Annotated in this window: 20 protein-coding genes and 1 tRNA gene; 5 read left to right on the plus strand and 16 right to left on the minus strand. The window is 66.4% G+C overall.

Annotated elements, in window-relative coordinates:
- Positions 1-34: 34 nt before the first annotated feature.
- The 3 genes from F6S87_RS01375 to F6S87_RS01385 form a co-directional block, all read right to left on the minus strand.
- Positions 35-3,109, minus strand: a complete 3,075-nt coding sequence (locus F6S87_RS01375; protein ID WP_163226881.1) for a DNA polymerase I — start codon at positions 3,107-3,109, stop codon at positions 35-37.
- Between the two features lie 100 nt (positions 3,110-3,209).
- Positions 3,210-4,010: an ANTAR domain-containing response regulator gene (locus F6S87_RS01380; RefSeq protein WP_163226882.1), complete on the minus strand. Its 801-nt coding sequence runs from the start codon at positions 4,008-4,010 to the stop codon at positions 3,210-3,212.
- Positions 4,011-4,269: 259 nt separating this feature from the next.
- Entirely contained in the window at positions 4,270-4,881 is a 612-nt protein-coding gene (locus F6S87_RS01385; RefSeq protein ID WP_163226883.1) for an NUDIX domain-containing protein, read from the minus strand.
- A 225-nt stretch (positions 4,882-5,106) separates the two neighbouring features.
- On the opposite strand from F6S87_RS01385, the gene F6S87_RS01390 reads away from it, so the two are divergent.
- Positions 5,107-5,180 (plus strand) — tRNA-Leu (locus F6S87_RS01390).
- Between the two features lie 89 nt (positions 5,181-5,269).
- On the opposite strand, the gene pyk is transcribed toward F6S87_RS01390, so the two are convergent.
- The 6 genes from pyk to F6S87_RS01420 form a co-directional block, all read right to left on the minus strand.
- Positions 5,270-6,712, minus strand: coding sequence for a pyruvate kinase (gene pyk / locus F6S87_RS01395; RefSeq protein WP_163226884.1), 1,443 nt, complete (start codon positions 6,710-6,712; stop codon positions 5,270-5,272).
- A 106-nt stretch (positions 6,713-6,818) separates the two neighbouring features.
- Entirely contained in the window at positions 6,819-7,808 is a 990-nt protein-coding gene (locus tag F6S87_RS01400) for a TerC family protein (RefSeq protein ID WP_163227527.1), read from the minus strand.
- Between the two features lie 162 nt (positions 7,809-7,970).
- Complete coding sequence (gene uvrB, locus F6S87_RS01405) at positions 7,971-10,079, minus strand: excinuclease ABC subunit UvrB (RefSeq protein ID WP_163226885.1); 2,109 nt, start codon at positions 10,077-10,079, stop codon at positions 7,971-7,973.
- Positions 10,080-10,082: 3 nt separating this feature from the next.
- Entirely contained in the window at positions 10,083-10,736 is a 654-nt protein-coding gene (coaE, locus tag F6S87_RS01410; RefSeq protein ID WP_163226886.1) for a dephospho-CoA kinase, read from the minus strand.
- A 137-nt stretch (positions 10,737-10,873) separates the two neighbouring features.
- The gene (gene rpsA, locus F6S87_RS01415; protein ID WP_163226887.1) at positions 10,874-12,355 is read right to left on the minus strand and encodes a 30S ribosomal protein S1; all 1,482 of its coding nucleotides are present in this window, start codon (positions 12,353-12,355) and stop codon (positions 10,874-10,876) included.
- A 282-nt stretch (positions 12,356-12,637) separates the two neighbouring features.
- The gene (locus F6S87_RS01420) at positions 12,638-13,522 is read right to left on the minus strand and encodes a bifunctional methylenetetrahydrofolate dehydrogenase/methenyltetrahydrofolate cyclohydrolase (protein WP_163226888.1); all 885 of its coding nucleotides are present in this window, start codon (positions 13,520-13,522) and stop codon (positions 12,638-12,640) included.
- Positions 13,523-13,690: 168 nt separating this feature from the next.
- Here F6S87_RS01420 and F6S87_RS01425 point away from each other — a divergent pair, with 168 nt between their 5' ends.
- Positions 13,691-14,707 (plus strand): metal ABC transporter solute-binding protein, Zn/Mn family, encoded by a 1,017-nt coding sequence (locus F6S87_RS01425; RefSeq protein ID WP_163226889.1) that lies wholly within the window; start codon positions 13,691-13,693, stop codon positions 14,705-14,707.
- 57 nt (positions 14,708-14,764) lie between these two features.
- On the opposite strand, the gene F6S87_RS01430 is transcribed toward F6S87_RS01425, so the two are convergent.
- The 5 genes from F6S87_RS01430 to glgB all read right to left on the minus strand — a co-directional run bounded on the left by F6S87_RS01430 (position 14,765) and on the right by glgB (position 21,075).
- Complete coding sequence (locus F6S87_RS01430) at positions 14,765-15,595, minus strand: metal ABC transporter permease (protein WP_163226890.1); 831 nt, start codon at positions 15,593-15,595, stop codon at positions 14,765-14,767.
- Positions 15,592-16,578, minus strand: coding sequence for a metal ABC transporter ATP-binding protein (locus F6S87_RS01435; protein ID WP_331270757.1), 987 nt, complete (start codon positions 16,576-16,578; stop codon positions 15,592-15,594). Before F6S87_RS01435 ends, F6S87_RS01430 begins: the two co-directional genes overlap by 4 nt.
- A gap of 209 nt (positions 16,579-16,787) precedes the next feature.
- A complete protein-coding gene (locus F6S87_RS01440; RefSeq protein WP_163226892.1) occupies positions 16,788-17,918 on the minus strand; it encodes a sensor histidine kinase in 1,131 nt (376 codons plus the stop codon).
- A 134-nt stretch (positions 17,919-18,052) separates the two neighbouring features.
- Positions 18,053-18,775 (minus strand): response regulator transcription factor, encoded by a 723-nt coding sequence (locus F6S87_RS01445; protein ID WP_163226893.1) that lies wholly within the window; start codon positions 18,773-18,775, stop codon positions 18,053-18,055.
- Positions 18,776-18,795: 20 nt separating this feature from the next.
- Entirely contained in the window at positions 18,796-21,075 is a 2,280-nt protein-coding gene (gene glgB, locus F6S87_RS01450; protein ID WP_163226894.1) for a 1,4-alpha-glucan branching protein GlgB, read from the minus strand.
- 308 nt (positions 21,076-21,383) lie between these two features.
- Between glgB and F6S87_RS01455 the strand changes: the two genes are divergently transcribed.
- The gene (locus F6S87_RS01455) at positions 21,384-21,971 is read left to right on the plus strand and encodes a CarD family transcriptional regulator (RefSeq protein ID WP_163226895.1); all 588 of its coding nucleotides are present in this window, start codon (positions 21,384-21,386) and stop codon (positions 21,969-21,971) included.
- 56 nt (positions 21,972-22,027) lie between these two features.
- Positions 22,028-22,522 carry a 2-C-methyl-D-erythritol 2,4-cyclodiphosphate synthase gene (ispF, locus tag F6S87_RS01460; protein WP_196779100.1) on the plus strand — a complete coding sequence of 165 codons (495 nt, stop codon included), beginning with the start codon at positions 22,028-22,030 and terminating at the stop codon, positions 22,520-22,522.
- A gap of 33 nt (positions 22,523-22,555) precedes the next feature.
- Here the strand turns inward: ispF and F6S87_RS01465 are convergent, their stop codons facing one another.
- Complete coding sequence (locus F6S87_RS01465) at positions 22,556-23,368, minus strand: ComF family protein (RefSeq protein WP_163226896.1); 813 nt, start codon at positions 23,366-23,368, stop codon at positions 22,556-22,558.
- Positions 23,369-23,420: 52 nt separating this feature from the next.
- A complete protein-coding gene (locus F6S87_RS01470) occupies positions 23,421-24,296 on the minus strand; it encodes an HAD family hydrolase (RefSeq protein WP_163226897.1) in 876 nt (291 codons plus the stop codon).
- A 67-nt stretch (positions 24,297-24,363) separates the two neighbouring features.
- Between F6S87_RS01470 and F6S87_RS01475 the strand changes: the two genes are divergently transcribed.
- On the plus strand, positions 24,364-24,792 hold the full coding sequence (locus F6S87_RS01475; protein ID WP_163226898.1) for a metallopeptidase family protein: 429 nt from the start codon (positions 24,364-24,366) through the stop codon (positions 24,790-24,792).
- Positions 24,793-24,801 lie beyond the last annotated feature (9 nt).

Below are 24,801 nucleotides of genomic sequence, written 5' to 3' on the forward strand. Positions count from 1 at the left end.
CCGTGCGGTCGCCGGAGCCGGGACCGGTTCCGGCTCAGTGGGCGGCGAGCTGCCAGTCGGCACCGACGCCGGTCGAGACATCGAGCGGCACGGCGAGATCGACGGCGTGTTCCATCGCGTCGCGGACGAGCGCCGTCACGGCGTCGGTCTCCCCCGGCGCCAGCTCGACGACGAGTTCGTCGTGGATCTGCAGCACGATGCGGCTCAAGTAGCCGCCCTCGCGCAGCATCCGTTCGGCGCGGATCATCGCGATCTTCATGATGTCGGCGGCCGAGCCCTGAATCGGCGCGTTGAGCGCGGCGCGTTCCGCCGCCTCGCGGGCCGTCCGGTTCGCGGACGCGAGCGCTGGGAAGTAGCGGCGCCGGCCGAACATCGTCTCGGTGTAGCCGCGCTTGCGGGCCGTCGCGACGAGCGACTCGAGGTAGTCGTGCACCTTGCCGAACACGGCGAAGTACTGCGCCTTCAGCGCGTCGGCCTCGTGCGGCGTGATGCCGAGCTGCTGGGACAGGCCGTACGAGCTCAGGCCGTACGCCAGGCCGTAGCTCATCGCCTTGACGTGGCTGCGCTGGTCGGGCGTGATCCGGTCGGCCGGGATGCCGTAGACGAGCGACGCGACATACCGGTGGAAGTCGACGCCGGACTTGAACGCGTCAATGAGCGCCTCGTCGCCGGACAGGTCGGCCATGATGCGCAGTTCGACCTGCGAGTAGTCCGCGCTGAGCAGCGACGTGAAGTCGACGTCGCGGCGTTCGCGGTACGCCTCCGTCGCCTTCGTGGCCCGGGCGACGCCGGCGGGCAGCCCGTCGGCGACGACGAGCGGGCTAACGGTGCCGGGGCCGGCGACGAACGCCGAGCGGATCTCGCGGCCCTCGGCGTTGCGGTTCGGAATGTTCTGCAGGTTCGGGTCGACCGACGACAGGCGGCCGGTCGCGGCGACGGTCTGCTCGAACGTCGTGTGAATGCGGCCGTCGGCCGGGTTGACGGCGTCGGTCAGCGACTGGACGATCTGCTCGAGCTTGTTCGTCTCGCGGAAGCGCAGCACGGCGCCGAGGAATTCGTTGGCCGGCGTGCCTTCCTCGCTCGTCGCGTACAGCTTGACGAGGGCGGCGGCGTTCGTCGTCGGCGCGCCCTTCTTCGTCTTCTTCGTCGGCGTCAGGCCCATCTCGCCGAACAGCACCTCGCCGAGCTGCTTCGGGGACTTGAGCTTGACTTCGTGGCCGGCCGCCTGCCAGGCGAGCTGCTCCATCCTGGACGATTCTTCCGAGAACGTCGCGAGCATCGTCGAGAAGCGCTGCCGGTCGACGTCGACGCCGACCTGTTCCATCCGGAACAGCACGACGGACACCGGCATCTCGACGACGCGCAGCAGGTCGACCTGTTCGCGCCGCTCGAGTTCGGGGGCCAGGTGCCGGGCGAGCGCGGCGACGAGCGCGGCCTTCGCGGCCTGCGTGGCGCGCGCGTCGTCCGACAGGCCGCCGGTCTTGTCGGAGGAATCGTCATCGGCGAACAGCAGGTCGAGCGTGCCCTGCGTTTCCCCCTCGCCGTCGGCGGCGTCGCCGGTCATGTCGGCGAGCGTGACGTCGAGGAAATGCTGCGTGTAGTCGGCGAGCGTGGCGCCGGAGAAGTCCGGCTCGACCAGGTAGCCGGCAAGCTTCGTGTCGAATAGCGGCATCGGCAGCCGGTAGCCGCCGGCCGCGAGCATGTGCATCGTCTCCTTGAGCGAGTGGACGGCCGCCGTCGCCGCATACCGGTCGAGGACGTCCTGCAATGCGTCGTGCAGCGCCGCGTCGGTGGTCGCGTCGGCGGTGGCGACGGTCACGGCGTGGCCGTCGGCGGCGAGCAGCGTCACCGAGACCAGCGACGATGCGCCCGGCTTGGGCGATCCGTCCGCCAGCAGGCTCCACGAGCGGTCCACGTCGTCGACGCAGCGGTCGGACGCATGGTCGAGTTCGGCGACGACGTCCGTCCGGTCCGCATTGTCGGGGGCCCCGGCGGCGGCCGGGACCGTCAGGTGTCCGGCAGCCCAGCCGCGCAGGTCCTGCGCCGTGGCGATCTCGTCGACGGTCGTCGCGATCTCGACCGAGTCGCCCGTGCCGACGACGCCGTCGGAAAAGACGGCGCCACTGGTGCCGGAAGCAGGACGACGTCCGACGCGCGAATCGCGTCCGGCGGTGCCGCCACCGTCCGCGGCGCCGTCGCCTCGCCGGCCGAAATACGTGAGGATCTTGCGACGGCTGTTCTTGCCGAACTGCAGTTCGTCGAACAGCGCCGTCGTCGCGGCGGCGTCGACATTGCCGAACGCGAGCTCGTCCATCGACACGTCGAGGTCGAGGTCGCGCACGAGCGCGTTGACGCGGCGGTTGAGCCGCACCTGCTCGATGTTCTCGCGCAGCGCCTCGCCCTTCTTGCCCTTGATCTTGTCGGCGTTCTCGAGAACGCCCTCGAGCGAGCCGTACTGCGCGAGCCACTTGGCCGCGAAGCCGTCGCCGACGCCCGGAACGCCGGGAATGTTATCGCTCGTCTCGCCGCGCAGCGCCGCGAGGTCGGGATACTGCGCCGGCGTGACATGGTATTTTTCCTCGACGGCGGCCGGCGTCATGCGCTTGAGGTCGGAGAAATGGTAGCCGGGGTACAGCACCGTCGTCCTGTCGTCGACGAGCTGGAACGAATCGCGGTCGCCGGAGACGACAAGCGTCGAGTAGCCGTCCCGCTCCCCCATCGTCGCGAGCGTGGCGATGATGTCGTCGCCCTCGTAGCCAGGCTTCTCGAGATAGGTGACGCCAAGCGCCGTCAGCGCCTGCTGGATGAGCGGCAGCTGCGTGAGGAAATCCTCGGGAGGCGCCGTCCTCGTCGCCTTGTACTGGCCGAGCATTTCGTCGCGGAACGTGCCGCCCCGCACGTCGAAGGCGACGGCGAGCCGGTCGGGATGCTCGTCCCGGATGACGTCGGCCAGCATGACGAGGAAGCCGTAGACGGCGTTCGTCGCCTGGCCCTTGCCGTTCGAGAAGCTGTCGACCGGGTACGCGTAGAACGCCCGGAACGCCAGCGAATGGCCGTCGATGACGAGCAGCGTGCCGCGTTCGGCGGCGGGTTCTGTCGATTCACTCATAGGTACAGTCTTACCACAGCCGCCACATACGAAAACAGTGGCGGACGAACCGCCACTGTTTTCCAATGATCACCTGTCACGCCGGCATATGCCGGCGGGGTCACTCGGCGTCGGCGTCGGCGGCCGGCTTCTTGGGCTCGCCGTACTTGTCGATGATGGCCTGGGCCAGTCGCTTCTTCGGAATGCGCTGGTCCATCGACGTCTTCTGGATCCAGCGGAAGGCGCCCTGTTCGGTGAAGTTGGCCTTGTCCATGAGCAGGCCCTTGGCGCGGTCGACGAGCTTGCGCTCCTCGAGCGTGTCCTCGGCCTTCTGCAGCTTGGCCTCGGTGTCCTTGAGGGCCTCGCGGGTCTCCTCGAGCTCCTTCTCGTCGCGGTCGACGGAATCGAGCAGGTCGTTGATCTCGGCGAAGCGGCCCATCGCGACCTCGATCGCCGGCATCAGCTTGGACTCCTCGTACGGCTTGGTGACGTAGGCCATCGCGCCGGCGCCAATCGCCTGGCGCACGAGATCGGTCTGCGAGAAGGCCGTGAGCATGACGACCGGGGCGATGTTCTCGTCGCAGATGATGCCGGCGGCGGTAATGCCGTCCATCTTCGGCATCTTGACGTCCATGCAGACGACATCCGGCTTGAGTTCGCGGGTCAGGTCGACCGCTTCCTCGCCGTTGGCGGCCTCGCCGACGACTTCGTAGCCGTTGTCCTCGAGCATGGCGACGAGATCCATCCTGTTGACCGATTCGTCCTCGGCCACGACGACGGTACGCTTGCGGTCGGCGGCCGGCTCGGCCTCGGTGGCCTCGGCGGCCACCTGATCGGTCGAGTCCGTGTCGGCGGCCTGGGCGACGGCGTCCAGTTCCTCGGCGCTCAGCACTTCCTGATCGTTGGTTTTGGTTTCTGCCATGTTGATTCTTTCGATGTTCCCAATGCTCTTCGTTGTCGCGCCGGCGCGGTTCCTTCTGCCCGGCGCAATCCAAGGTTCCATCTTACACTCCGGCGCAACATGGCGCCGGAGAACACGCCCTGCGCCCCCGACAAGGCATGTGACTCCGGTCACGTCGGACGAATCGTCCCTCCCCGAATGCCGCGAACCCGGGCTTCGGAGCCCGGGTTCGCGACGCAGGAAAAGAAAAGGACGGGACCGGCCAGCCGGATCCGTCCGGCTAGACTTCCGGCACCTCTTCGGCGACCATGTAGTCCGGCGAATGGTAGAGACGCTGGATGGCGATGACCGACTTGGCATCGAGAATCGTGCCGTTGAGCACCATGTCGTAGGCTTCCTGCGGCGTGTAGAAGCGCACGTACGAACGCGTCGCGTCAGTGATGCCGCCGTCGCCGACTTCCTTGAGGCCGGACGCGAAGAACAGCGACGTGCACTGGTTCGAGAAGCTTGGTGTGTTGATGAAGCGGCAGAACTGGACGAAGTTCGCGGCCTCGTAGCCGACTTCCTCGTACAGCTTGCGCTTGGCGACCTCGAGCGGGCTTTCCGACTTCTTGACGGCGTGGCCGGCCGGAATCTCGAGCGTCCATCGGTGCACCGGGATACGGTACTGCTCGACGAGCGGAATCTTGCCGTCCGGCGTCAGGCCGATGACGCCGACCGAGTCGCCGTTGTTCTTGTGCAGCAGCAGCCGCTCGAAGCGACCGACCTCGTTCGAATTGAACGCCACGCGGTCGACGTTGAAATAATGGTTCGAGACGATCGACTCGCGGCTCTCTTCCTTGAGGGGCGTGGAACGCCACGGGTCGAAGCGGCGGTATGTTTCCTTCGTCATGCTTGTCTCCCTTCGTTGGCTGTCGTCGCCGGCGCAACTCACCTCGCCGGCAATGTCAGTCGATCAAAAGCATTGCGGCCAATTCTATTCCATTTGCGGGCGAAATGGTCGATTGTCCCACGGCCGGTTCCACGGTTGCGCCTGCCGGACAACTTGACTTTTCGCCGGCTTCGGGTAAGCTCGCTTCTGTTGCCGCCGCCGGCTTTGCAAGGCGGCGAACGATGCGCCCCGATATCCCAATCGGTAGAGGAAGCAGCCTCAAAATCTGCGCAGTGTGGGTTCGAGTCCCACTCGGGGCACTCTCCAACGAACAACGACAAAGGCCGGTTCCCGCAAGGGAACCGGCCTTTCGCGTCAGGCTAGTCGTTCACTCAGTCGCAGCGTTTGCTCAGTCGCAGGCGCCGACGGTGTGGACGTAGATCGAGTCGGTGCGGCCCGGCTGGTGCTCGCCTTGGGCGGAGCTCAGCACGACGATCTTGTCGCCATTGGCGACCTTGCCCTCTTCGCGCAGGACCTTGTCGGTGAAGATCATCAGGTCCTTGCGGGACATGTCGTGGTAGTCATCGGAGAGCAGCACGCCCTCGACACCCCAGGACAGGGCCAGCCAGTGGAACGTGTGCTCGTTCGTCGTCAGGCCGTAGATCGGGGTGGCCGGACGCTCGCGGGAGACGCGGTGCACGGTGGAGCCGGTCTGCGTGTAGGCGACGATGGCCTTGGCGTTGAGCTTGTCGGCGAGATCGACGGCGGCCGAGGAAACGGCGCCGGTCGACGACATGTCGAGGTTGTTCAGCTTCGGGATGCGGTCGAAGCCGTGCTCGGTGGCATAGCCCGAGATGCGGGACATCGTGATGACGGTGTCGGTCGGGTAATCGCCGACGGCGGTCTCGTTGGAGGTCATCGTGGCGTCGGTACCGTCGAGGACGGCGTTGGCGCAGTCGGAAGCCTCGGCGCGGGACGGGACCGGCGAGTGGACCATGGAGCCCAGGACCTCGGTGGCGACGATGACCGGCTTGGCGTACTGGCGTGCCAGCTCGATGCAGCGCTTGGTGACCAGCGGGACTTCCTCGAACGGCATCTCGACGGCCATGTCGCCACGGGCGACCATGATGCCGTCGAACGCCTTGACGATGTCCTCGAGGTTCTCGACGGCCTGCGGCTTCTCGATCTTCGCGACGACCGGGATGCGGCGGCCTTCCTCGTCCATGATCTCGTGGGCGCGGTCGATGTCGGAAGCGAAGCGGACGAACGACATGGCGATGATGTCGGCGCCGGTGCGGATGGCCCAGCGCAGGTCGTCCTCGTCCTTCTCGGTCAGGGCCGGCAGCGAGACGGCGACGCCCGGCAGGTTGATGCCCTTGTGGCTGGAGACCGGTCCGGCGACGACGACCTTCGTGTAGACGTTGTTGCCCTCGACCTTGGTGACCTCGAGGCGGACCTTGCCGTCGTCGATCAGGATCGGATCACCGGCGTGGCAGTCGCCCGGCAGGCCCTTGAACGTGCAGGACGTGATGTGCTCGTCACCCTCGATGTCGTCGGTCGTGATGATGAATTCCTGACCGGCCTTGAGCTGGACCTTGTCCTCGCCGTCGGCGTTCTTCTTGAACCAGCCGCAGCGGATCTTCGGGCCCTGCAGGTCGACGAGGACCGCGACGTTGCGGCCGGTCGTCTTCGAGGCTTCGCGCACGTTGTTGTAGACGCGGAGGTGGTCCTCCGGCGTGCCGTGCGAACGGTTCAGACGGGCGACGTCCATTCCCGCCTCGACCAGCTTGGTCAGGTTCTCGAGCGATTCGGTGGCGGGACCGATGGTGTCCACAATCTTTGCTTTGCGCATGAATGCATACCCTTTTCTGTGTAACGCCGGGCCCTCGTGGCCCAACAGTCGCACACCAGTCTACTCCGGAACCCCCACCTTCCCCAGCGGAAAACGCCGGTTTCTGTTACCGCTCACATTTCTTCATCGAGCGCATCTTGATCACCGACGCGAGGGCCGCCCCGCCGATCGCGACGACGATGACGGCGAGCGAGAGCCACGTCGGAATTTCCGGCACGGCCTCGATGCCGTGACCGCCGTTGATGAACGGCAACGAGTTGCCGTGCAGCGCCTCCATGATCAGCTTGACGCCGATGAAGCCGAGCACGATCGCCAGACCGGCCGGCAGGTAGACGAGCTTGTCGAGCATGGCGCCGAGCAGGAAGTAGAGCTGCTGCAGGCCGAGCAGCGCGAAGACGTTCGACGTGAACACGATGAACGGATCCTTCGTCAGGCCGAAGATCGCCGGAATCGAATCGCAGGCGAACATGACGTCGGTCGTGCCGATCGTCAGCAGGACGAACAGCATCGGCGTCCAGTACTTCAGGCCGTCCTTCTTGTCGACGATGCGCAGCCTCGTCCCGTCGTAGTCGTCGGAGACGCGCGAGATCTTGCGCATGAACCGGATCAGGGCGTTCTCGTGGAACTCTTCCTCGTCGTCCTCTCCCCTCGCGACCTTGACGGCCGTGTAAATCAGGAACGCGCCGAACAGGAAGAAGATCCACGTGAACCGCTCGATCAGCGCCGCGCCGACGAGAATGAACGCGCCGCGCAGCACGAGCGCGATCGCGATGCCCACCGACAGCACGTATTTCTGCAGCTTCTTCGGCACGGCGAAGTTCGACATGATGATGACGAAGACGAACAGGTTGTCGATGCTCAGCGAGTATTCGGTGAGCCAGCCCGAATAGAACTCGATCGCCGGGCCGGAACCGGCCACCCACCACATCAGGCCGCCGAAGATCAGCGCGCAGACGACGAAGAACAGGATGTGGCGGACGCATTCGCCGGTCGATGGCACGTGCGGCCGCCGTCCGATGACGGCGAGGTCGACGACGAAGAAGACCGCGAGCACGATGTAGGTGACCAGCATGAAGGCGAATGGGGTTTCGGACATAGCCACCCAGCATAGGAACCCTCGATGACGAATCGGCGTTACATTCCACGGTAAAACGGTTCGCCGTCTCACATGGTTGACGGGGGTGGCCGTCGACCTCCCCCGCCGCAGTCCGGTTCCGCGCGGCTCCGTCGGGTTACGTCCCGTTCCGCGCGTCGTCCGTTACCTCTTCGCCTCGGTCATCTGCCGCAGCTCCTTCTTCAGGCCCTTGATCTCGTCGCGCAGCCTGGCGGCAAGCTCGAACTGCAGCTGCTCGGCAGCCGTGTGCATCTGGTCGGACAGCTGGCGGATGAGGTCGGCAAGATCCTGCGCCGGCAGGCCGGCCTTGAGGATTTCCTCGTGGCGCCGGTCGATGTCGGCCTCGCTGACGTCCGGCACGCCCAGGTGCGAGTTGCCGGCCTTGTTGGCGTTCCTGTAGCCACCCTCGAGCAGCTCCTGGGTATCGACGTCCTCCTTGGCGAGCATGTCGTTGACGTCGGAGATCTTCTTGATCAGCGGCTTGGGGTCGATGCCGTGTTCCTCGTTGTACCTGATCTGGATCTCGCGGCGGCGGTTCGTCTCCGAGATCGCCTTGTCCATCGCCTCGGTGACGTCGTCGGCATACATGATGACGGTGCCGGAAACGTTGCGGGCGGCGCGGCCGATCGTCTGGATCAGCGAGCGGTACGAGCGCAGGAATCCTTCCTTGTCGGCGTCGAGGATAGCGACGAGCGAGACTTCCGGCAGGTCGAGGCCCTCGCGCAGCAGGTTGATGCCGACGATGACGTCGATCTTGCCCTCGCGCAGTTGCCGCAACAGCTCCACGCGGCGCAACGTGTCGACGTCGGAGTGCAGGTATTCGACCTTGATGCCGCGCTCGAGCAGGTAGTCGGTCAGGTCCTCGGCCATCTTCTTCGTTAGCGTCGTCACCAGCGTGCGCTCGTTCCTGGCCACGCGGTCCTTGATCTCGGCGAGCAGGTCGTCGACCTGCCCCTCCACCGGCCGCACGTCGATCTTCGGGTCGACGAGGCCGGTCGGGCGGATGATCTGCTCGACGACGCCGTCGGACAGTCCCAGCTCGTAGTCGCCCGGCGTCGCCGACAGGTAGACGGTCTGGCCCACGCGCTCGAGGAACTCCGGCCACTTGAGCGGCCGGTTGTCCATCGCGCTCGGCAGGCGGAAGCCGTGCTCGACCAAAGTGCGCTTTCGTGACGCGTCGCCTTCGTACATCGCGCCGATCTGCGGGACGGTGACGTGGCTTTCGTCGATGACGAGCAGGAAGTCGTCGGGGAAGAAGTCGAGCAGCGTGTGCGGCGGGGTGCCGGGCGCGCGGCCGTCGAAATGCCGCGAATAGTTCTCCACGCCGGAGCAGACGCCGACCTGCGAGAGCATCTCGAGGTCGTACGTCGTGCGCATCGACAGGCGCTGCGCCTCGAGTTCCTTGCCTTGCTTCTTCAGCTCGGCGACGCGTTCGTCGAGTTCCTGCTGGATCGACGCCAGCGCGCGCTCCATGCGCTGCGGGCCGGCAACGTAGTGCGACGCCGGGAAGATATGGACGCTTTCCTCGTCCCTGATGACGTCGCCGGTCAGCGGATGGAGCATCGAGATGCGGTCGATCTCGTCGCCGAAGAATTCGATCCTGACGGCGAGCTCCTCGTAGACCGGAATGATCTCGACGGTGTCGCCGCGCACCCGGAACGTGCCGCGCGTGAACGCGATGTCGTTGCGCTTGTACTGCATGTCGACGAACGTGCGCAGCAGGTCGTCGCGGTTGATTTCCTGGCCCTGCTTCAGGAACAGCATGCGGCCGGCGTACTCCTCCGGCGTGCCGAGGCCGTAAATGCAGCTGACCGTCGCGATGACGACGCAGTCGCGCCTCGTGAGCAGATTCGCCGTCGCCGCATGCCGCAACCGCTCGACATCGTCGTTGATGTTCGAGTCCTTCTCGATGTACGTGTCGGTCTGCGGAATGTAGGCTTCCGGCTGGTAGTAGTCGTAGTAGCTGACGAAATAGCTGACGGCGTTGTCGGGCATGAGTTCGCGGAACTCGGCGCACAGCTGCGCGGCCAGCGTCTTGTTCGGCTCGATGATCAGCGTCGGGCGCTGCAGCCGCTCGACGAGCCACGCCGTCGTCGCCGTCTTGCCGGTGCCGGTCGCGCCCATCAGCACGACGTCGTTCTCGCCGTTCTCGATGCGCGTCGCCAGCTCCTCGATCGCCTGCGGCTGGTCGCCGCTGGGCTGGTAGGGAGACTTGACGACAAACGGCCGGTTGGTGCGTTCAATTTCCGTCATGGGTTATCGGCTCGATTCTTCCGCTTCGCGCTGCCACGATTCGTACAGCTCATCCACTTGCTTCAGCATAGCGTTGCGCGGCCGGGTGCTGTCCACGACGGTATCGCTGATGGCGAGACGCCGGGCAGCCGTCGGCTGGCTGTTGATCCGGGCGACCGCCTCGCCGGCCGTCATGCCGCGCGTGGCGATCATGCGCCGCACGCGCTCCTTCTCCGGCGCCTCGACGGTGACGACGTGGTCGAACGAGAACGGCAGTTCGTCGACGACCTCCACGAGCAGCGGCACGTCGTGGACGACGACGAGGACGTCGCCGCCGGCCCGTCGGATCGCGGCGTCCTCGGTGGCCTGCGCGAGGGCGAAGATGGCGGGGTATTCGATGGCCATCAACCGTTCGCGGTTGCCGGCGGGAGAATCGTCGCCGAAGACTTGCGAGGCCAGCCAGCGCCGGTCCAGCGAGCCGTCGGCGTTGAGCGAGCCGGCGCCGAACTGCCGGGCAATCTCGTCCAGCACCGGCGACCCCGGCTCGACGACGTTGTGCGCGAGCACGTCATAGTCGACGACGACGGCCCCGAGCTCCGCAAGCCTCTCCGACACCGTCGACTTCCCCGCGGCAATCCCGCCTGTCAATCCAATCCGCAACACGTTCACGGTGCCCATATTAGCCTCCACTACGATGTCACGGACCCGAGCCGCAGGCTCGGGTCCGTGACATCGGCAGCAAAACGCGGAGGGCCCCGTCAGGATAATCCTGACGGGGCCCTCCGGCACAAGCAAGGCTAGGCCTGGCGGTCAGCTCACTTCTTCTCGCTCAGCAGCTGCTCGCGCAGGGCGGCCAGCTGGTCGGAGTCGGCGAGGGTGCCGTTCGAGGTGTTCTCGGACGAGTAGTTCGAGGCTTCCTCGACCTTCTCCTCGCGGGACGAAGCCTGGCCGTCCTCGGCGGCCGAAGCTTCGGCGTTCTCGAGCTCGCGGGCGACGAATTCCTTGTGCTGCTCCCACAGGTCGTGGGCGGCGGCGTACTGGTTTTCCCACTCTTCGCGCTGCTGCTCGTAGCCGGCAATCCACTCGTTGGTGTTCGGGTCGAAGCCCTCCGGGTACTTGTAGTTGCCTTCTTCGTCGTACTCGGCCGGCATGCCGTACAGCGCCGGATCGAAGTCCTCGGAAGCCGGATCGACGGAGTCGTTGGCCTGCTTGAGGGACAGCGAGATGCGGCGGCGGTCCAGGTCGACGTCGATGACCTTGACGAAGACGATCTCGCCCGGCTTGACGACGGTTTCCGGATTCTCGACGTGACGGTTGGCAAGCTCGGAGATGTGCACCAGGCCCTCGATGCCGTCCTCGACGGAGATGAACACGCCGAACTGGACGATCTTGGTGACCTTGCCACGGACGATCTGGCCGGGCACGTGGGTGCGGGCGAAGCGCTGCCACGGATCTTCCTGGGTCGCCTTGAGCGACAGGGAGATGCGTTCGCGATCGAGATCGACGTCGAGCACCTCGATGGTGACCTTGTCGCCGACCTTGACGACCTCGGACGGGTGGTCGATGTGCTTCCAGGACAGCTCGGAGACATGGATCAGGCCGTCAACGCCGCCAAGATCGACAAAGGCGCCGAAGTTGACGATGGAGGAGACCACGCCTTCGCGGATCTGGCCCTTCTTGAGCTGCGACAGGAAGGTCTCGCGGACCTCGGACTGCGTCTCCTCGAGGTACTGGCGACGGGACAGGACCACGTTGTTGCGGTTCTTGTCGAGCTCGAGGATCTTGGCCTTGATCTTCTGGCCGATGTACGGGGACAGGTCGCGGACGCGGCGCATTTCGACCAGCGACGCCGGCAGGAAGCCGCGCAGGCCGATGTCGACGATGAGGCCGCCCTTGACGGCTTCGATGACGGTGCCCTCGACGACGCCGTCGTCTTCCTTGATCTTCTCGATGTCGCCCCAGGCGCGCTCGTACTGGGCGCGCTTCTTGGACAGGATCAGGCGTCCTTCCTTGTCTTCCTTGGTGACGACAAGGGCCTCGATGGTGTCGCCGACCTCGACGACCTCATCCGGGTCAACGTCCTTCTTGATGGAAAGTTCACGGGAGGGGATCACACCCTCGGTCTTGTAGCCGATGTCCAGGAGGACTTCGTCGTGATCAACCTTGACGACGGTGCCCTCGACCAGATCACCATCGTCGAAGTTCTTGATGGTGGAGTCGACTGCCTTGATGAAGTCTTCGACGGTGCCGATGTCGTTCAGGGCAACCTTGGTGACTTCGTTATTGTTTTCTGCCATGTACAGTGGTTTCTTACAACTAGAAATTGTGGATAAAATCGATCTTCAGTTATGCCGATGCGCCGCTTGACACATACGGTTGTCAATACTACCCGGCCCCGTGGAAGATTTCGTGGAGAAAATTTCGGGCGTGTCGTTCCAGTCGTCTTGTTCCGGCGCGGGAGGACGGCGGCGTTGCCGTTCTCGAGACACTCGAGGCCGTTCGGCCAAGCCTACGCTCGAGAACGACATCGTCCGGCTCCTCCGGTTGGACCATCATCTTGCGTTTCGTAGAAACTTCATTTACCGCACGATTCGTTCGGCCATTTCGACTACGTTTTCCAGCAGCATCGTGCGGGTCATCGGGCCGACGCCGCCGGGGTTCGGCGTGTAGGCGCGGCACTTGTCGTAGCAGCCCGGATCGATGTCGCCGCGGACGCGCCAGCGCCCCTCGGCCTCGTCGTAGACGCGGGAGACGCCGACGTCGACGAGGACGGCGTCGTCGCGGATCATGTCCGCGGTCACGAAACCGGCCGAGCCCATCGCGGCGACGACGACGTCGGCGCGGCGGGTGTGGGCGGCGATGTCCCTCGTGCCGGTGTGGCACAGCGTCACCGTCGCGTTGACGGCGCGGCTCGTCAGCATCAGGCCGATCGTGCGGCCGATCGTGATGCCGCGGCCGAGCACGCACACCTCGGCGCCGTCGAGCCCGATGCCGTAGTCGCCGAGCAATTCGAGGACGCCGCGCGGCGTGCACGGCAGCGGCGTCGCCAGCGAGTCTCCTCCCCCGACGTGCAGCACGAGCTCGCCGAGGTTGGCCGGATGCATGCCGTCGGCGTCCTTGGCCGGGTCGATCGCGTCGATGACGGCGTTCTGGTCGACGTGGTCCGGCAGCGGCAGCTGGACAATGTAGCCGGTACAGGCCGGATCGTCGTTGAACTGTTCGACGGCGTCGAGGACCTGGCGCTCCGTCGCGTCGGCCGGCAGGTCGATGCGCAGCGACCTGATGCCGACCTCCTCGCAGTCCCGGTGCTTGCCCGCGACGTACTTGAGCGACCCCGGATCCTCGCCGACGAGAATCGTGCCCAGTCCCGGCTGCAGGCCGGCGGCCTTCAGCGCCGCTACCCTGTCGGCAAGTTTTGCCCGGGTTGCCGCCGCCGTCCGCTTGCCGTCGAGTATGATTGCCATCAGCGTACCTCCGTCCGAAATATCTGGACCAAGACCTTACCGCCGCCGACCAACCTCGCGCCGGCCGGTCTTGTTCGGCGGACCGGGGCGAATCGTTGCAAATTGGCGGACGAATCGTGCGATATCGAAAAAATATAGAACGATTCTCCACACGTCGAGGGGGAAACCATGAAGAAAGCTCACCTGCTGCGCACGCTCGTCGCCGCGGTGGCGGCGCTGGCCGTCGGCGCCGCCGTCGCCGGCTGCGGCGGCTCGTCCGCCGGCGAACCGACGACCGGCACGACGACGACCGAATCGTCCGACCCGATCACGCTCGTCGCCTCGCTCAACCAGTGGGGTTCGCTGGCCGCGGCGATCGGCGGCGACTACGTCGACGTCACGAGCATCCTGAGCTCGACGAGCGTGGACGCCCACGACTTCGAGCCGACAACGGCCGACGTCGCCAAGCTCGAGAAGGCGGACGTCGTCCTCGTCAACGGCGCCGGCTACGACACCTGGGCCGACAAGACGCTGGCGTCCGGCGCGACGAGGATCTCGGTCGCGGACACCGTCGGCGCCATCGACGGCGACAACCCGCACCTGTGGTTCTCGAAGGACGCCCGCGACGCCGTCGCCAAGGCGCTGCTCGAGACGTTCACGAAGCTGCGCCCGGACGCGAAGGACACGTTCCAGACGAACTACGACGCGTGGCAGCAGAAGGAGACGACGCTCGACGAGACGATGTCGAGCTTCGCGGACGCCTACTCCGGCGACAAGTACGCCGCGACCGAGTCGATCGCCTACTACCTGATGAGCGACCTGGGACTGTCCGACGCGACGCCGACCGGCTTCGCGCAGGCGATGAGCAACGAGTCCGAGCCGGCCGCTTCCGACATCAAGGCGTTCCAGGACCTCCTGAACGACAAGGGCGTGGAGCTGCTCGTCAACAACTCGCAGGAGGAGAACGACACGACGAAGGAGCTCGTCTCGCTCGCCGAGACCAACGGCATCGACGTGCTCGAGGTGACCGAGCAGATGCCGTCCGACTACGTCAACCTGACCGACTGGGTGACCGCGCTCGTCAACGAGGTCGTCTCCGACTTCAAGGACGGCCAGGCCTCCGGCGACGAAGCCTCCGCCAGCGCCACGACCGACGAGGGCACGGCCTCCGCGTCGTCGTCCGCCTCGGCGTCGTCGTCCGACTGAATTCCAACGCGAAAGGGCCCCCGCAGGCGGGGGCCCTTTTGCATGTACGGCGTCCGGCTACTTGCGGCGCAGGTAGTCGACGAGCTTGGCGATGGCCCAGAACAGCGTGCTCAGCGTGACGATCGCGAAGCTCGGCGGCGCCGGGAACATCGTCGCGAGGACAAGGCCGCCCCAGATCGCGAGCAGGCACAGCACCGTCGAGACGATCATGGCGCGCAACGGCGACGCCGTCACGATGTTGGCCGTCGCCGCCGGCGTGATGACGAGCGCGAAGATCAGCAGCGTGCCAACGGCCGGCACGGCGATCGTGATGACGCCGGCGAGAATGGCCATGTAGACGACGTTCATGACGCCGACCGGCACGCCCTTGGCCTGCGCGACCTGCTCGTCGAGCGAGCTGAACAGCAGCGGCCGGTAGACGATCGCGAAGACGGCGAGCAGCACGACGTCGAAGATGACGAAGCCGCGGATCTGGTCCGGCGTGACGGTCAGGATCGAGCCGAACAGGATGGACTGGAACTGCTGCGACGCCGAACTCGACATCCTCGCGAAGTACAGGCCCAGGCCGGTCGCGAACGCGAGCACGGTGCCGGTGGCGATCTCGCGCTGCGAGGCGCGCTTGCCGAGCGCCGCGATGACGAGCGCGCCGCCGAGCGCGAACACGCCCATGCCCAGCGACACCGGCAGGCCGAGCAGCACGGCGCCGGTGGCGCCCGGCAGGCCGATGTGCGCGAGCGCGTGCGCGGCGAACGTCGACTGGCGGGCGATCGTGAAGTAGCCGACGACGCCGGCGGCGACCGCGATGCACAGGCCGGCGACGAACGCCCTCGTCATGAACGACGCACCCAGCGTCGAGATCCAGTCGGGATCGTAGGTGAAGGAACTCATCGCGCGCCGTCCTTTCCGTCGTTGCCGGCGTTTGCACCGCCGTCTGCATTGGCGCCCGCGCTGCCGTCGGCGCCGTCGTCCGCGCCGTCCTCGCCCCCGCGGCGCAGGCCGATCAGCTGGTGCATGTGACCATGGCCGACAAGGCCGTGACCGTGGCGGTGGAATTCGGCGACCTCGTCGGGCCTGTGCACGTCGACCTCGCTGCCGGCCGGCCGGTCGAGCGACGGCGTGACGAACATATCGCCCTGCGGCGTCGTGACGACCTGGACGTCGGTGCCGTACAGGTGCGTGAGCAGGTCGGAGTCGAGGACCTGGTTGAGCGGCGCGTAGTGCGGGTGGCCGTCGAGCAGGTAGACGGCGCCGGTCAGGATCGGCAGCAGCATGTTGAGGTCGTGGGCGACAACCTGGATCGTCATGCCGAGCTCGCGGTTGAGCTTGGCAAGGATATGCACGGTGGCGCGCTGGCTGGCGAGGTCGAGGTTGGCGAGCGGCTCGTCGAGCATGAGCAGCTTCGGATCGGCGACGAGGGCCTGCGCGATCGCGACGCGCTGGCGCTGGCCGCCGGACAGGTCGGCGAGCCGGTACTTTGCGAACTGGCCGATGCCGATGAAGTCCATCGCCTCGCGGGCGCGTTCCTTCTGCTTGCGGGTGACCGGATGGATGCCGAACCGCGTGCCGGTCAGGCCGAGCAGCACCGACTGCTCCGCCGTCAGGCTCGAATCGATCTCGGAGACATAGGTCTGCGGCACGTAGCCGATCTCGGCGTTCATCTGCCCCGGCGCGCGGCCGAGCACCTTCATCGTGCCGCCGGCGATCGGGATGAGGCCGAGTTCGGCCTTCATCAGCGTCGTCTTGCCGGCGCCGTTCGTGCCGACGATCGCCGTGACGGTACCGGCGGGAATGTCGAACGTGCCGTCCGACCAGATCGTCCTGCCGCCGCGGCGTATGGAAACGTCGCGCAGCGAAATGGCCGGATCGCGCACCGGCTCCTGCGTCCACGGCCGCGTTGCGCGGTCGTCGTCGTGACTGGTCACCGCCTGCCACCTTCCTCGTGGTGAATCGTTCCAGGAACGTTGGAAATACTGTCGTCCGGCAGTCCGGAAAGACATCCGCGCCGACGGCGGTCATTGTACAATTCATTAATGACAATGATTCTCAATAAGAAACGATCCGTCCCGCCTCCGGCGATCCGCTAGTCGACGGCGCCGTCGTGGTATTTCGGCAGGACGATCTCGAAGTCGACGCCGCGGTCGTCGTCGACGACCTGGACGGTGCCACCGTGCAGCTGGGCGGCCCAGCGCGCGATCGACAGGCCCAGGCCGGTGCCGCCGGACTCGGTGCCGGGACCCGACTTGCCCTTGACGAAGCGGCGAAAGATGTCGCTGCGCACCTCGCGCGGGATCTGCGAGCCGAAGTTGACGACGTTGGTGACGACGGTCTCCTCGAGCGGATCCTCGTGGGCCTCGACGAGCACCGACGTCTCGTCGGCCGAATGCTTGAGCGCGTTGGCGATGATGTTCGTGAACAGCTGGCGCAGGCGGTTCTGGTCGCCTTCCATGCGGATGCCGTCCGGGATCCTCAGCTCGATCGTGTGGTTGCCGGTGTCCGCGAACTGCAGCGGCCCGACGGTGTCGTTGACGAACGTCGCGAAGTCGAATTCCTCGACGTTGAGCGAGGCGGCGCCGGCCTCCATGCGCGACAGGTCGAGCAGGAACGCGATGAGGTCGGACAGCCGGTGCGTCTGGCGCAGGATGTTCTCGAGGTTGGCCGGCGTGGGCTCCACGACGCCGTCGGCCATGTTCTCGACCATCGCCTGCAGCGCCGAGACCGGGGTGCGCAGCTCGTGGCTGACGTTGGCGACCATGTCGCGGCGCATCTGGTCGGCGTGCTGGAGTTCCTCGGCCATCTCGTTGAACGAGCGCGCGAGCTGCGAGATCTCGTCGTGGCTGTTCGTGTCCACGCGCATGCGCACCGTATAGTCGCCCTCGGCCATCGCCTCGGCGGCCTTGCGCATCTGGCGCAGCGGCGCCGTCAGTCCCCGGCTGAAGCAGTACGTGAAGATCATCGTCGCGACGATCGCGATCGGCATCGCGAACCAGCCGTTGAAGCCGGCCTTCATCAGGAACCAGGCGACGAAGAACGCGAGGATCGTCGCGATGACGATGAGCGCCGACAGCTCGATCTTCAGCGACGTGAACAGGCCGGCCGGCTGCTGGTAGTCGAGCGAACGGTGCAGGTGCGCGCCGTGCGGCGCATGGGAGCGGTGCTGCTGGTGTGGCTGGTGATGCCTGTGGCGATCGGAATCTGGTTCTGGTGAGGTCATCGTGATCGTTCCTTACGAAGTACGGGGTGACGCGGCGTGCCGGCGCGACCGGCGCCGCGAACGAGACAGCCGCCAGTGTCGGAACGACTGGCGGCTGTCTGGCCGTGAATGGAAGACGGACAACGATCCGTCCGTCAGTTCTCCGGCGGTTCGAAGGCGTAGCCGACGCCGTGCACGGTGCGGATCATCGACGGTCCGAGCTTGTGGCGCAGCGCCTTGACGTGGCTGTCGACGGTGCGGGTGCCGGAGGCGTCCACCCAGTCCCAGACCTCCTCGAGCAGCTTCTCGCGCGTCAGGACCGACTTGGGCTTGCGGGCCAGCGTGGCGAGCAGGTCGAATTCGGTCGGCGTCAGGTGCACCGGCTCGCCGTCGAGCGTGACGACGCGTTGGGCCGGGTCGATGACGAGCGAGCCGAAGTCGAGGATCTTCTCGTTCTCCGAGTTCTTCGCGATGACCTTCGCGCGGTCCACGCGGCGCAGCAGCGCCTTGCAGCGGGCGATGAGCTCGCGCATCGAGAATGGCTTGGTCATGTAGTCGTCGGCGCCCGCGCCGAGGCCGATGATCTTGTCCGCCTCGTCGTCGCGGGCCGTGAGCATGAGGACCGGCACCGGACGTTCCGAGACAATGCGCTTCGTCGCCTCGAGGCCGTCCATCACCGGCAGCATGACGTCCATGATGACGAGATCCGGCTTCAACTGCGCGGCGGCCTGCACGGCGCTGGCGCCGTCGGAGACGACGCGCGCCGTCCAGCCTTCCGCCGTGAGCCGCTGGGCGATGGCGGTGGCGAGCGTCGGCTCGTCCTCGACGATCAATACCGTGCGCGGCGACGTGCCGCGCTGCGCCGACGAATTAATCATGACTGATCACACGCCTTTCTTCAGTTTTCCGGCTCGAGGAAGACGACGCCGAGCGCCGGCACCGTGATCTTCGTCGAGTAGTCGCGGGAATGGTACGCGCCGGCATTCGCCTCGATGTCGGTGTTGTGGATGCCGGAGCCGCCGTACTTCTCGTCGTCGGTCGTCAGCACCTCGCGCCACTTGCCACCCTTGGTGAGCGGGACCTGGTAGTCCTGCCACGCCGAGCCGGAGAAGTTGACGACGACGACCATCTGCTGGCCGTCCTTGCCGATGCGGACGAACGAGAGCGTGTTGTGGTCGGAATCGTCCGACGTCAGCCACTGGAAGCCGTCCGGCGTGAAGTCCTGGCTCCACAGCGCCGGGCTCTTCCTGTACAGGGCGTTGAGGTCGGCGACGAGGTCCTGCACGCCGCGGTGGTCGGGCCAGTTCAGGCAATCCCAGTCCAGCTGGCCGTTGCAGTCCCACTCGCCGTACTGGGCGAGCTCGTTGCCCATGAACGAGAGGTTCTTGCCCGGGTGGGCCCACTGGTAGGCGAACAGCGAGCGGACACCGGCGTAGCGCTGCCAGTCGTCGCCCGGCATCTTGCCGAACAGCGAGCCCTTGCCATAGACGACCTCGTCGTGGCTGATCGGCAGCACGTAGTGCTCCGAGTAGGCGTAGACCATCGAGAACGTGATCTCGTCGTGGTGCCACTTGCGGTTGATCGGCTGCTCGTGCAGGTACTCGAGCGTGTCGTGCATCCAGCCCATGTTCCACTTGAGCCCGTAGCCCAGGCCGCCCTCGCTCGTCGGCGCCGTGACGCCCGGATAGGCGGTGGACTCCTCGGCGATCATCATGATGCCGGGGTTGTTCTTGTACGCCGTGGCGTTGGCTTCCTGGATGAAATCGATGGCTTCGAGGTTCTCGCGGCCGCCGAACTTGTTCGGGCGCCACTGGCCGTTCTCGCGGCTGTAGTCGAGGTACAGCATCGAGGAGACGGCGTCCACGCGCAGGCCGTCGATGTGGTATTCGTCAAGCCAGAAGCAGGCGTTGGCGACGAGGAAGTTGCGCACCTCGCGGCGGCCGAAGTTGAAGATGTAGGTGCCCCAGTCCGGGTGCTCGCCGCGCAGCGGATCCGGATCCTCGTACAGCGGCGTGCCGTCGAAGCGGCCGAGCGCGAACGAGTCCTTCGGGAAGTGGGCCGGAACCCAGTCCATGATCACGCCGATGCCGGCGTCATGGAACTTCTCGACGAGGTACTTGAAGTCGTCCGGGCCGCCGAGACGCGAATCGATACCGTAGTAGCCGGTGACCTGGTAGCCCCAGGAGCCGCCGAACGGATGCTCGGCCAGCGGCATGAACTCGACGTGCGTGAAGCCCAGCTTCTGGACGTACGGCACGAGGGCGTCCGCGAGTTCGCGGTAGTTGTGGCAGTCCTTGCGCCACGAGTTGGCGTGCACCTCGTAGATCGAGACCGGGCCGTTGTGCGGATCGGTCTTGGCGCGCCTGTCCATCCAGGCCTTGTCGCCGGTGCCCCACTTGAACGTGGAGTCGGCGACGACCGAGCCGGTGCGCGGCGGGATCTCGTGCGACCGCTCCATCGGGTCGGCCTTCATTTCCCAGTTGTTGTAGGCATTGAGGATCTGGTACTTGTAGATCTCGCCGGCGCCGACGTCCGGGATGAACAGTTCCCAGACGCCCGAGGAGCCGAGCTCGCGCATCGCGTGGGCGCGGCCGTCCCAGCCGTTGAAGTCGCCGACCACGCGCACGGCGTGGGCGTTCGGCGCCCAGACGGTGAAGGCGGTGCCGGTGACGGGCTTGCCCTTCGTCCCGTCGGAGGCGCCCATCGGATCGTCGTAGGACTTGACGCGGGCGCCCATGACTTCCCAGAGGCGTTCGTGGCGGCCCTCGCCGAACAGATAGAGGTCCATGTCGCCGATCGTCGGCAGATAGCGGTACGGATCGTCCTGGACGACCGAGGAACCGTCCTCGTACGTCGTCTTGACGCGGTAGTCGGGCACCGAGTAGCCGTCCTTCGTCCTGAGGGACGGGACGACGGCGGCGAAGACGCCGTTGTGCTCGTGGGCGGCCTCGACGTCGCCCTGTTCGGTGACGATCGTGACGGTCTTGGCAAGCGGCTTGAGCACGCGGATCGTCGTGTACCTGGCGTCCTTGCCGGCGCCGAGGTGGGCACCGAGGATCTCGTGCGGGTTGTAGAACTGCCCGTTGCTGACGGCGTCCAGCTGGTCGGCATTGACCGTGACCAGGGCGCCTGCGTTGGCGATGGCCAGCGCCGAATCATGTGAAGAAGAAGTTGTCATGCCAAAAGAATAAGCACATTTGTGAAGGTCGCGGGCGGTTTCACTGATATTCCCCGACAATTTCCTTACTTTTTTACGTAACGGCTAATATTCGCGCCGGCAAGTTCGACTGTCGCGGTCTCTTTGTCGAAATCGTCGCCGGCCACGATTCATCCGCAAGGCAACTTCGGCACGTCGTCGTCTCCCCTTCCCCGCCGGCGCCGTCCGCATGTCAGCATCCGGACGCCGGGAAGGGCCAAATGCGGCCAATCGTCCAAGGCGGACGGCATAATAAGTTGGGTTTTTCACGCAATCACCACGGAGGGTTCATGGGGTACAAAGTCGGCGATATGGTCGTTTATCCGCGTCACGGCGCCGCCAAGGTCGAGGCCATCACCGAGCGTACGGTGAAGGGAGTCACCCGCGAATATCTTCAGCTGTCGGTCCTGTCCAGCGACGGGCTCGTCATCAACGTCCCGGTCGAGAACGCCAAGAAGGTCGGCGTCCGCGACATCGTCGACGCCCAGGAAGTCGCGAAGGTCTTCGAGATCCTGCGCACGCCGATCATCGAGAAGGAAATGAACTGGTCGCGCCGCTACAAGCTGAACGTCGAGAAGATCGCGACCGGCGACGTCAACAAGATCGCCGAGGTCGTCCGCGACCTCGCGCAGCGCGACGTCGACGAGCACGGCCTGTCCGCCGGCGAGAAGCGCATGCTGACGAAGGCCCGCTCGATCCTGACCTCCGAGATCTCGTTGTCGGAGAAGCTGGAGGAAGAGGAGGCGCAGCGCCTGCTCGACGTCAACCTCGGCTACCGCGAGCCGCTGCCGGGCGACGACGACCACCACACGTTCGCTCCCGAGGAGGGTGCGTCCGAGACGCTCGCCCGCATCGAGGCCGAGACGAAGAAGAAGTGACCGGTTCCGCCACGAACGACAATCTTGCGCAGGGCGCCGGCGACGACATGCACGGCATGGACGTCGCCGGCGCCCTGCGCATTGGATCGGGCTTCGACGCGCACCGCTTCGCCGGCGACGACCGGCCGCTGTGGCTCGCCTGCCTCGAATGGCCCGGCGAGGGCCCGGGCATCGACGGCGATTCCGACGGCGACGTCGTCGCGCACGCGCTGATCGACGCGCTGCTGTCCGCCTGCCGTGCCGGCGACATCGGATCGCTGTTCGGCGTCGGCGCCAACGCGCGCGGCGCCGGCATGCACGGCGCCCCGATGCTGCGCGAGACGCTCGCCCGTGTCCGCGACCTCGGCTTCGCCCCGGTCAACGCCGTCGTCACCGTCATCGGCAACCGTCCCAAGGTCAACCGTCGCCGCGCCGAAGCCCAGGACACGCTGTCCGCGCTGCTCGGCTGCCCGGTCAGTCTCTCCGCCACGACGACCGACGGCATGGGCTTCACCGGCCGCGGCGAGGGCATAGCCGCCCAGGCCACCGTCCTGCTGCATTGTCTCCCCTGAATTCCCGTCGATGTTCATCCGGGGCCCATGGGTCTAGGCGTCCGGAGGCGGGGCGTAGGCGAGGCTCAGGGCGGTGACGACGGGGATGCCCGCGGCGGTCAGGACATCGGTGCAGGCGCGCATCGTCGCGCCGGTCGTCACGATGTCGTCGACGAGGACGGCCACCGTCGCGCCGCCGTCCCCTGTCGGCCGTCCTGCGCGATCCTCGCGGCTGTCCACTTCCCCGGCATTGCCGGACAATTCCGGGACGAATCGTTCCAGGTCGCGCAGGACGAGGCGGTTGGCGAGACGGGCGGCGCGCTGGCGGACCGAGGAGGCCTCGACCGACTTGCGACGCACGTCCCTCGCGGCGAGAATCGGCGCGGCGACGACGTCGATGCCGAGGCGGCGGACCGTCATGTCGCCGGACAGCCGGCGCGCGACGGCGCCGACAAGCGGATCCATCTGGCGACGTCCGCGCGAGCGGACCGACTTCGGCGTCGACGGCGCGGCGACGACGAGCAGGCGGCTCACGGACTGTCCTTGTCCATCGCCAAGCCACCGTCCCACGTGATCGGCGGCGAGGGCGGCGAGGATGTCGCCGAAGACGCCGTCGCATTCCTCGTCGCCGTGGTCCTTCCACAGCAGGATCGCGTCGCGGACGGGACCGGCGTAGGTGGCGGCGCCGAAGCCGCACCCGGCCAGCGTGCCGGGCAGCGGATAGCTCCAGTCGCGGCCGAACAGTTCCAGGCACCGTGGGCACAGCACTTCGTCGGGCATGTCGCAGCCGGCGCAGCCGCGCGGGAACACGAGGTCACGCACGGTCGCGCCGAGGATCCGCGTCGTTCCGGCAACGGCCGAGGTCACGGCTACGCGGCGACCGGCATGGCCCCGGCGACGGCCATTGGCCGGATGGTGTTCAGCGATGATGGCGGAACCAATCGTTCATGTGGCTGACGACGGCGAGCGTGTCCTCGGGCCCGTCGACGCGCAGCGCGCGGGTGCCGGCCCTGGCAGCCGGATAGTCGTTGCCGTCGGGGTCCATGCGGTCGCCGATGAAGACGATGTCGCCGATGCCGACGCCGAGCATGCCGGCGAGCTCGTTGACGGCGTAGGCCTTGTCGACGCCGCGCAGCGAGACGTCGACGCTCGTCGAGCCACCCGAGCGCACCTCGAGGTGCGGCACGTCGCGCTGGACGGCGACCTTGAGGCGGTTCTTCTTCTCGTTCGTCGGGTCCCACTGTTCCTTGAGCTCGACCGGCGCCTGCTGGCCGAGGGCCGAGAACGTGATCTGGCTGCCGCGGTCCTCGATGACATCGCCGTACGGATGCTCTTCCCACAGGCCCATCTCGCGGGCGTGGCGCTCGAGCGACTTCATGACGAGCTTGCGGTCGATTTCGCTCAGGTCGTGCTTGTACTGGAGCTCCCATTCCCCGGCCGGCCGGCCGCTGCCCTCCCCCTCGGACGGATGGTCGCTCGCCGGCGTCGGCGACGCGGCGGCTTTCCAGCGGTAGTAGCGGGTGCCGCTCGTCGGCATCAGGTATATGTTGTCGCGGTTCGCCTCGGCCGTCAGCATGTCGGTGACCTGGCTCGTCACGAGTGCCATCGTGCCGCCGGAGACGATCGCGACCGGCACGTGTCCGGTCAGCTCGGACAGCGCCGCGGCCATCGGTTCCTTCATCGGCTTCTTGCTCCTGGCCAGCGTGCCGTCGAGATCGAACGCCACCATCCTCATGGCGCCGCTGACGGCATCGAGATCGACGTCGGTCCAGTTCGGTACGACGACAGCTTCCATCCCATCCTCCCGGGTTTCGGTTACGCAATCGGTCCACCATCCTACCGCATGGAGTAGGGTGTTCCATATGCAGACACCACCCTGGGAAGCGAAAGTCTATCGGAATCGTCACGGCCGCGGCGTCAGGACGCCGATGTTCGGCACCCGCCTGCCGCGCTACCGCACGCGCAGCGGCTATTTCGACGACGCCGTCGCCTCGCAGCTCAAGCGGCTCAACGGCGCGTGGCCCGAGCTGATCGGGCCGGTCCAGTTCGCCGTCGAGGACGTGCCGCCGTCGAATCCGGCGCCGTGGGAGCGCCAGCCGCAGCTGACGTCGCAGGCGTTCGCCGCCACGCACGGCTCCCCCGCCCGCATCGTCCTCTACCGCATGCCGTTGCAGAGCCACGCCCGCGACCGCGAGGACCTGCAGTTCGCCATCCGCGACGAGCTCGTCCTGCGCATCGCCGAGCTCTACGGGCGCCGCCCCGAGGAAATCGATCCGGACTGGGGCATGTAGGCAGACCTG

The sequence above is a fragment of the Bifidobacterium choloepi genome (genome assembly GCF_010667615.1).
Classification (GTDB): domain Bacteria; phylum Actinomycetota; class Actinomycetes; order Actinomycetales; family Bifidobacteriaceae; genus Bifidobacterium; species Bifidobacterium choloepi.

Bases quoted from the DNA above. Each gene is read 5' to 3' on its own strand.
- F6S87_RS01375 (WP_163226881.1), bottom strand. From the start codon at position 3,109: ATGAGTGAATCGACAGAACCCGCCGCCGAACGCGGCACGCTGCTCGTC.
- F6S87_RS01380 (WP_163226882.1), bottom strand. From the start codon at position 4,010: ATGGCAGAAACCAAAACCAACGATCAGGAAGTGCTGAGCGCCGAGGAA.
- F6S87_RS01385 (WP_163226883.1), bottom strand. From the start codon at position 4,881: ATGACGAAGGAAACATACCGCCGCTTCGACCCGTGGCGTTCCACGCCC.
- pyk (WP_163226884.1), bottom strand. From the start codon at position 6,712: ATGCGCAAAGCAAAGATTGTGGACACCATCGGTCCCGCCACCGAATCG.
- F6S87_RS01400 (WP_163227527.1), bottom strand. From the start codon at position 7,808: ATGTCCGAAACCCCATTCGCCTTCATGCTGGTCACCTACATCGTGCTC.
- uvrB (WP_163226885.1), bottom strand. From the start codon at position 10,079: ATGACGGAAATTGAACGCACCAACCGGCCGTTTGTCGTCAAGTCTCCC.
- coaE (WP_163226886.1), bottom strand. From the start codon at position 10,736: ATGGGCACCGTGAACGTGTTGCGGATTGGATTGACAGGCGGGATTGCC.
- rpsA (WP_163226887.1), bottom strand. From the start codon at position 12,355: ATGGCAGAAAACAATAACGAAGTCACCAAGGTTGCCCTGAACGACATC.
- F6S87_RS01420 (WP_163226888.1), bottom strand. From the start codon at position 13,522: ATGGCAATCATACTCGACGGCAAGCGGACGGCGGCGGCAACCCGGGCA.
- F6S87_RS01425 (WP_163226889.1), top strand. From the start codon at position 13,691: ATGAAGAAAGCTCACCTGCTGCGCACGCTCGTCGCCGCGGTGGCGGCG.
- F6S87_RS01430 (WP_163226890.1), bottom strand. From the start codon at position 15,595: ATGAGTTCCTTCACCTACGATCCCGACTGGATCTCGACGCTGGGTGCG.
- F6S87_RS01440 (WP_163226892.1), bottom strand. From the start codon at position 17,918: ATGACCTCACCAGAACCAGATTCCGATCGCCACAGGCATCACCAGCCA.
- F6S87_RS01445 (WP_163226893.1), bottom strand. From the start codon at position 18,775: ATGATTAATTCGTCGGCGCAGCGCGGCACGTCGCCGCGCACGGTATTG.
- glgB (WP_163226894.1), bottom strand. From the start codon at position 21,075: ATGACAACTTCTTCTTCACATGATTCGGCGCTGGCCATCGCCAACGCA.
- F6S87_RS01455 (WP_163226895.1), top strand. From the start codon at position 21,384: ATGGGGTACAAAGTCGGCGATATGGTCGTTTATCCGCGTCACGGCGCC.
- ispF (WP_196779100.1), top strand. From the start codon at position 22,028: ATGGACGTCGCCGGCGCCCTGCGCATTGGATCGGGCTTCGACGCGCAC.
- F6S87_RS01470 (WP_163226897.1), bottom strand. From the start codon at position 24,296: ATGGAAGCTGTCGTCGTACCGAACTGGACCGACGTCGATCTCGATGCC.
- F6S87_RS01475 (WP_163226898.1), top strand. From the start codon at position 24,364: ATGCAGACACCACCCTGGGAAGCGAAAGTCTATCGGAATCGTCACGGC.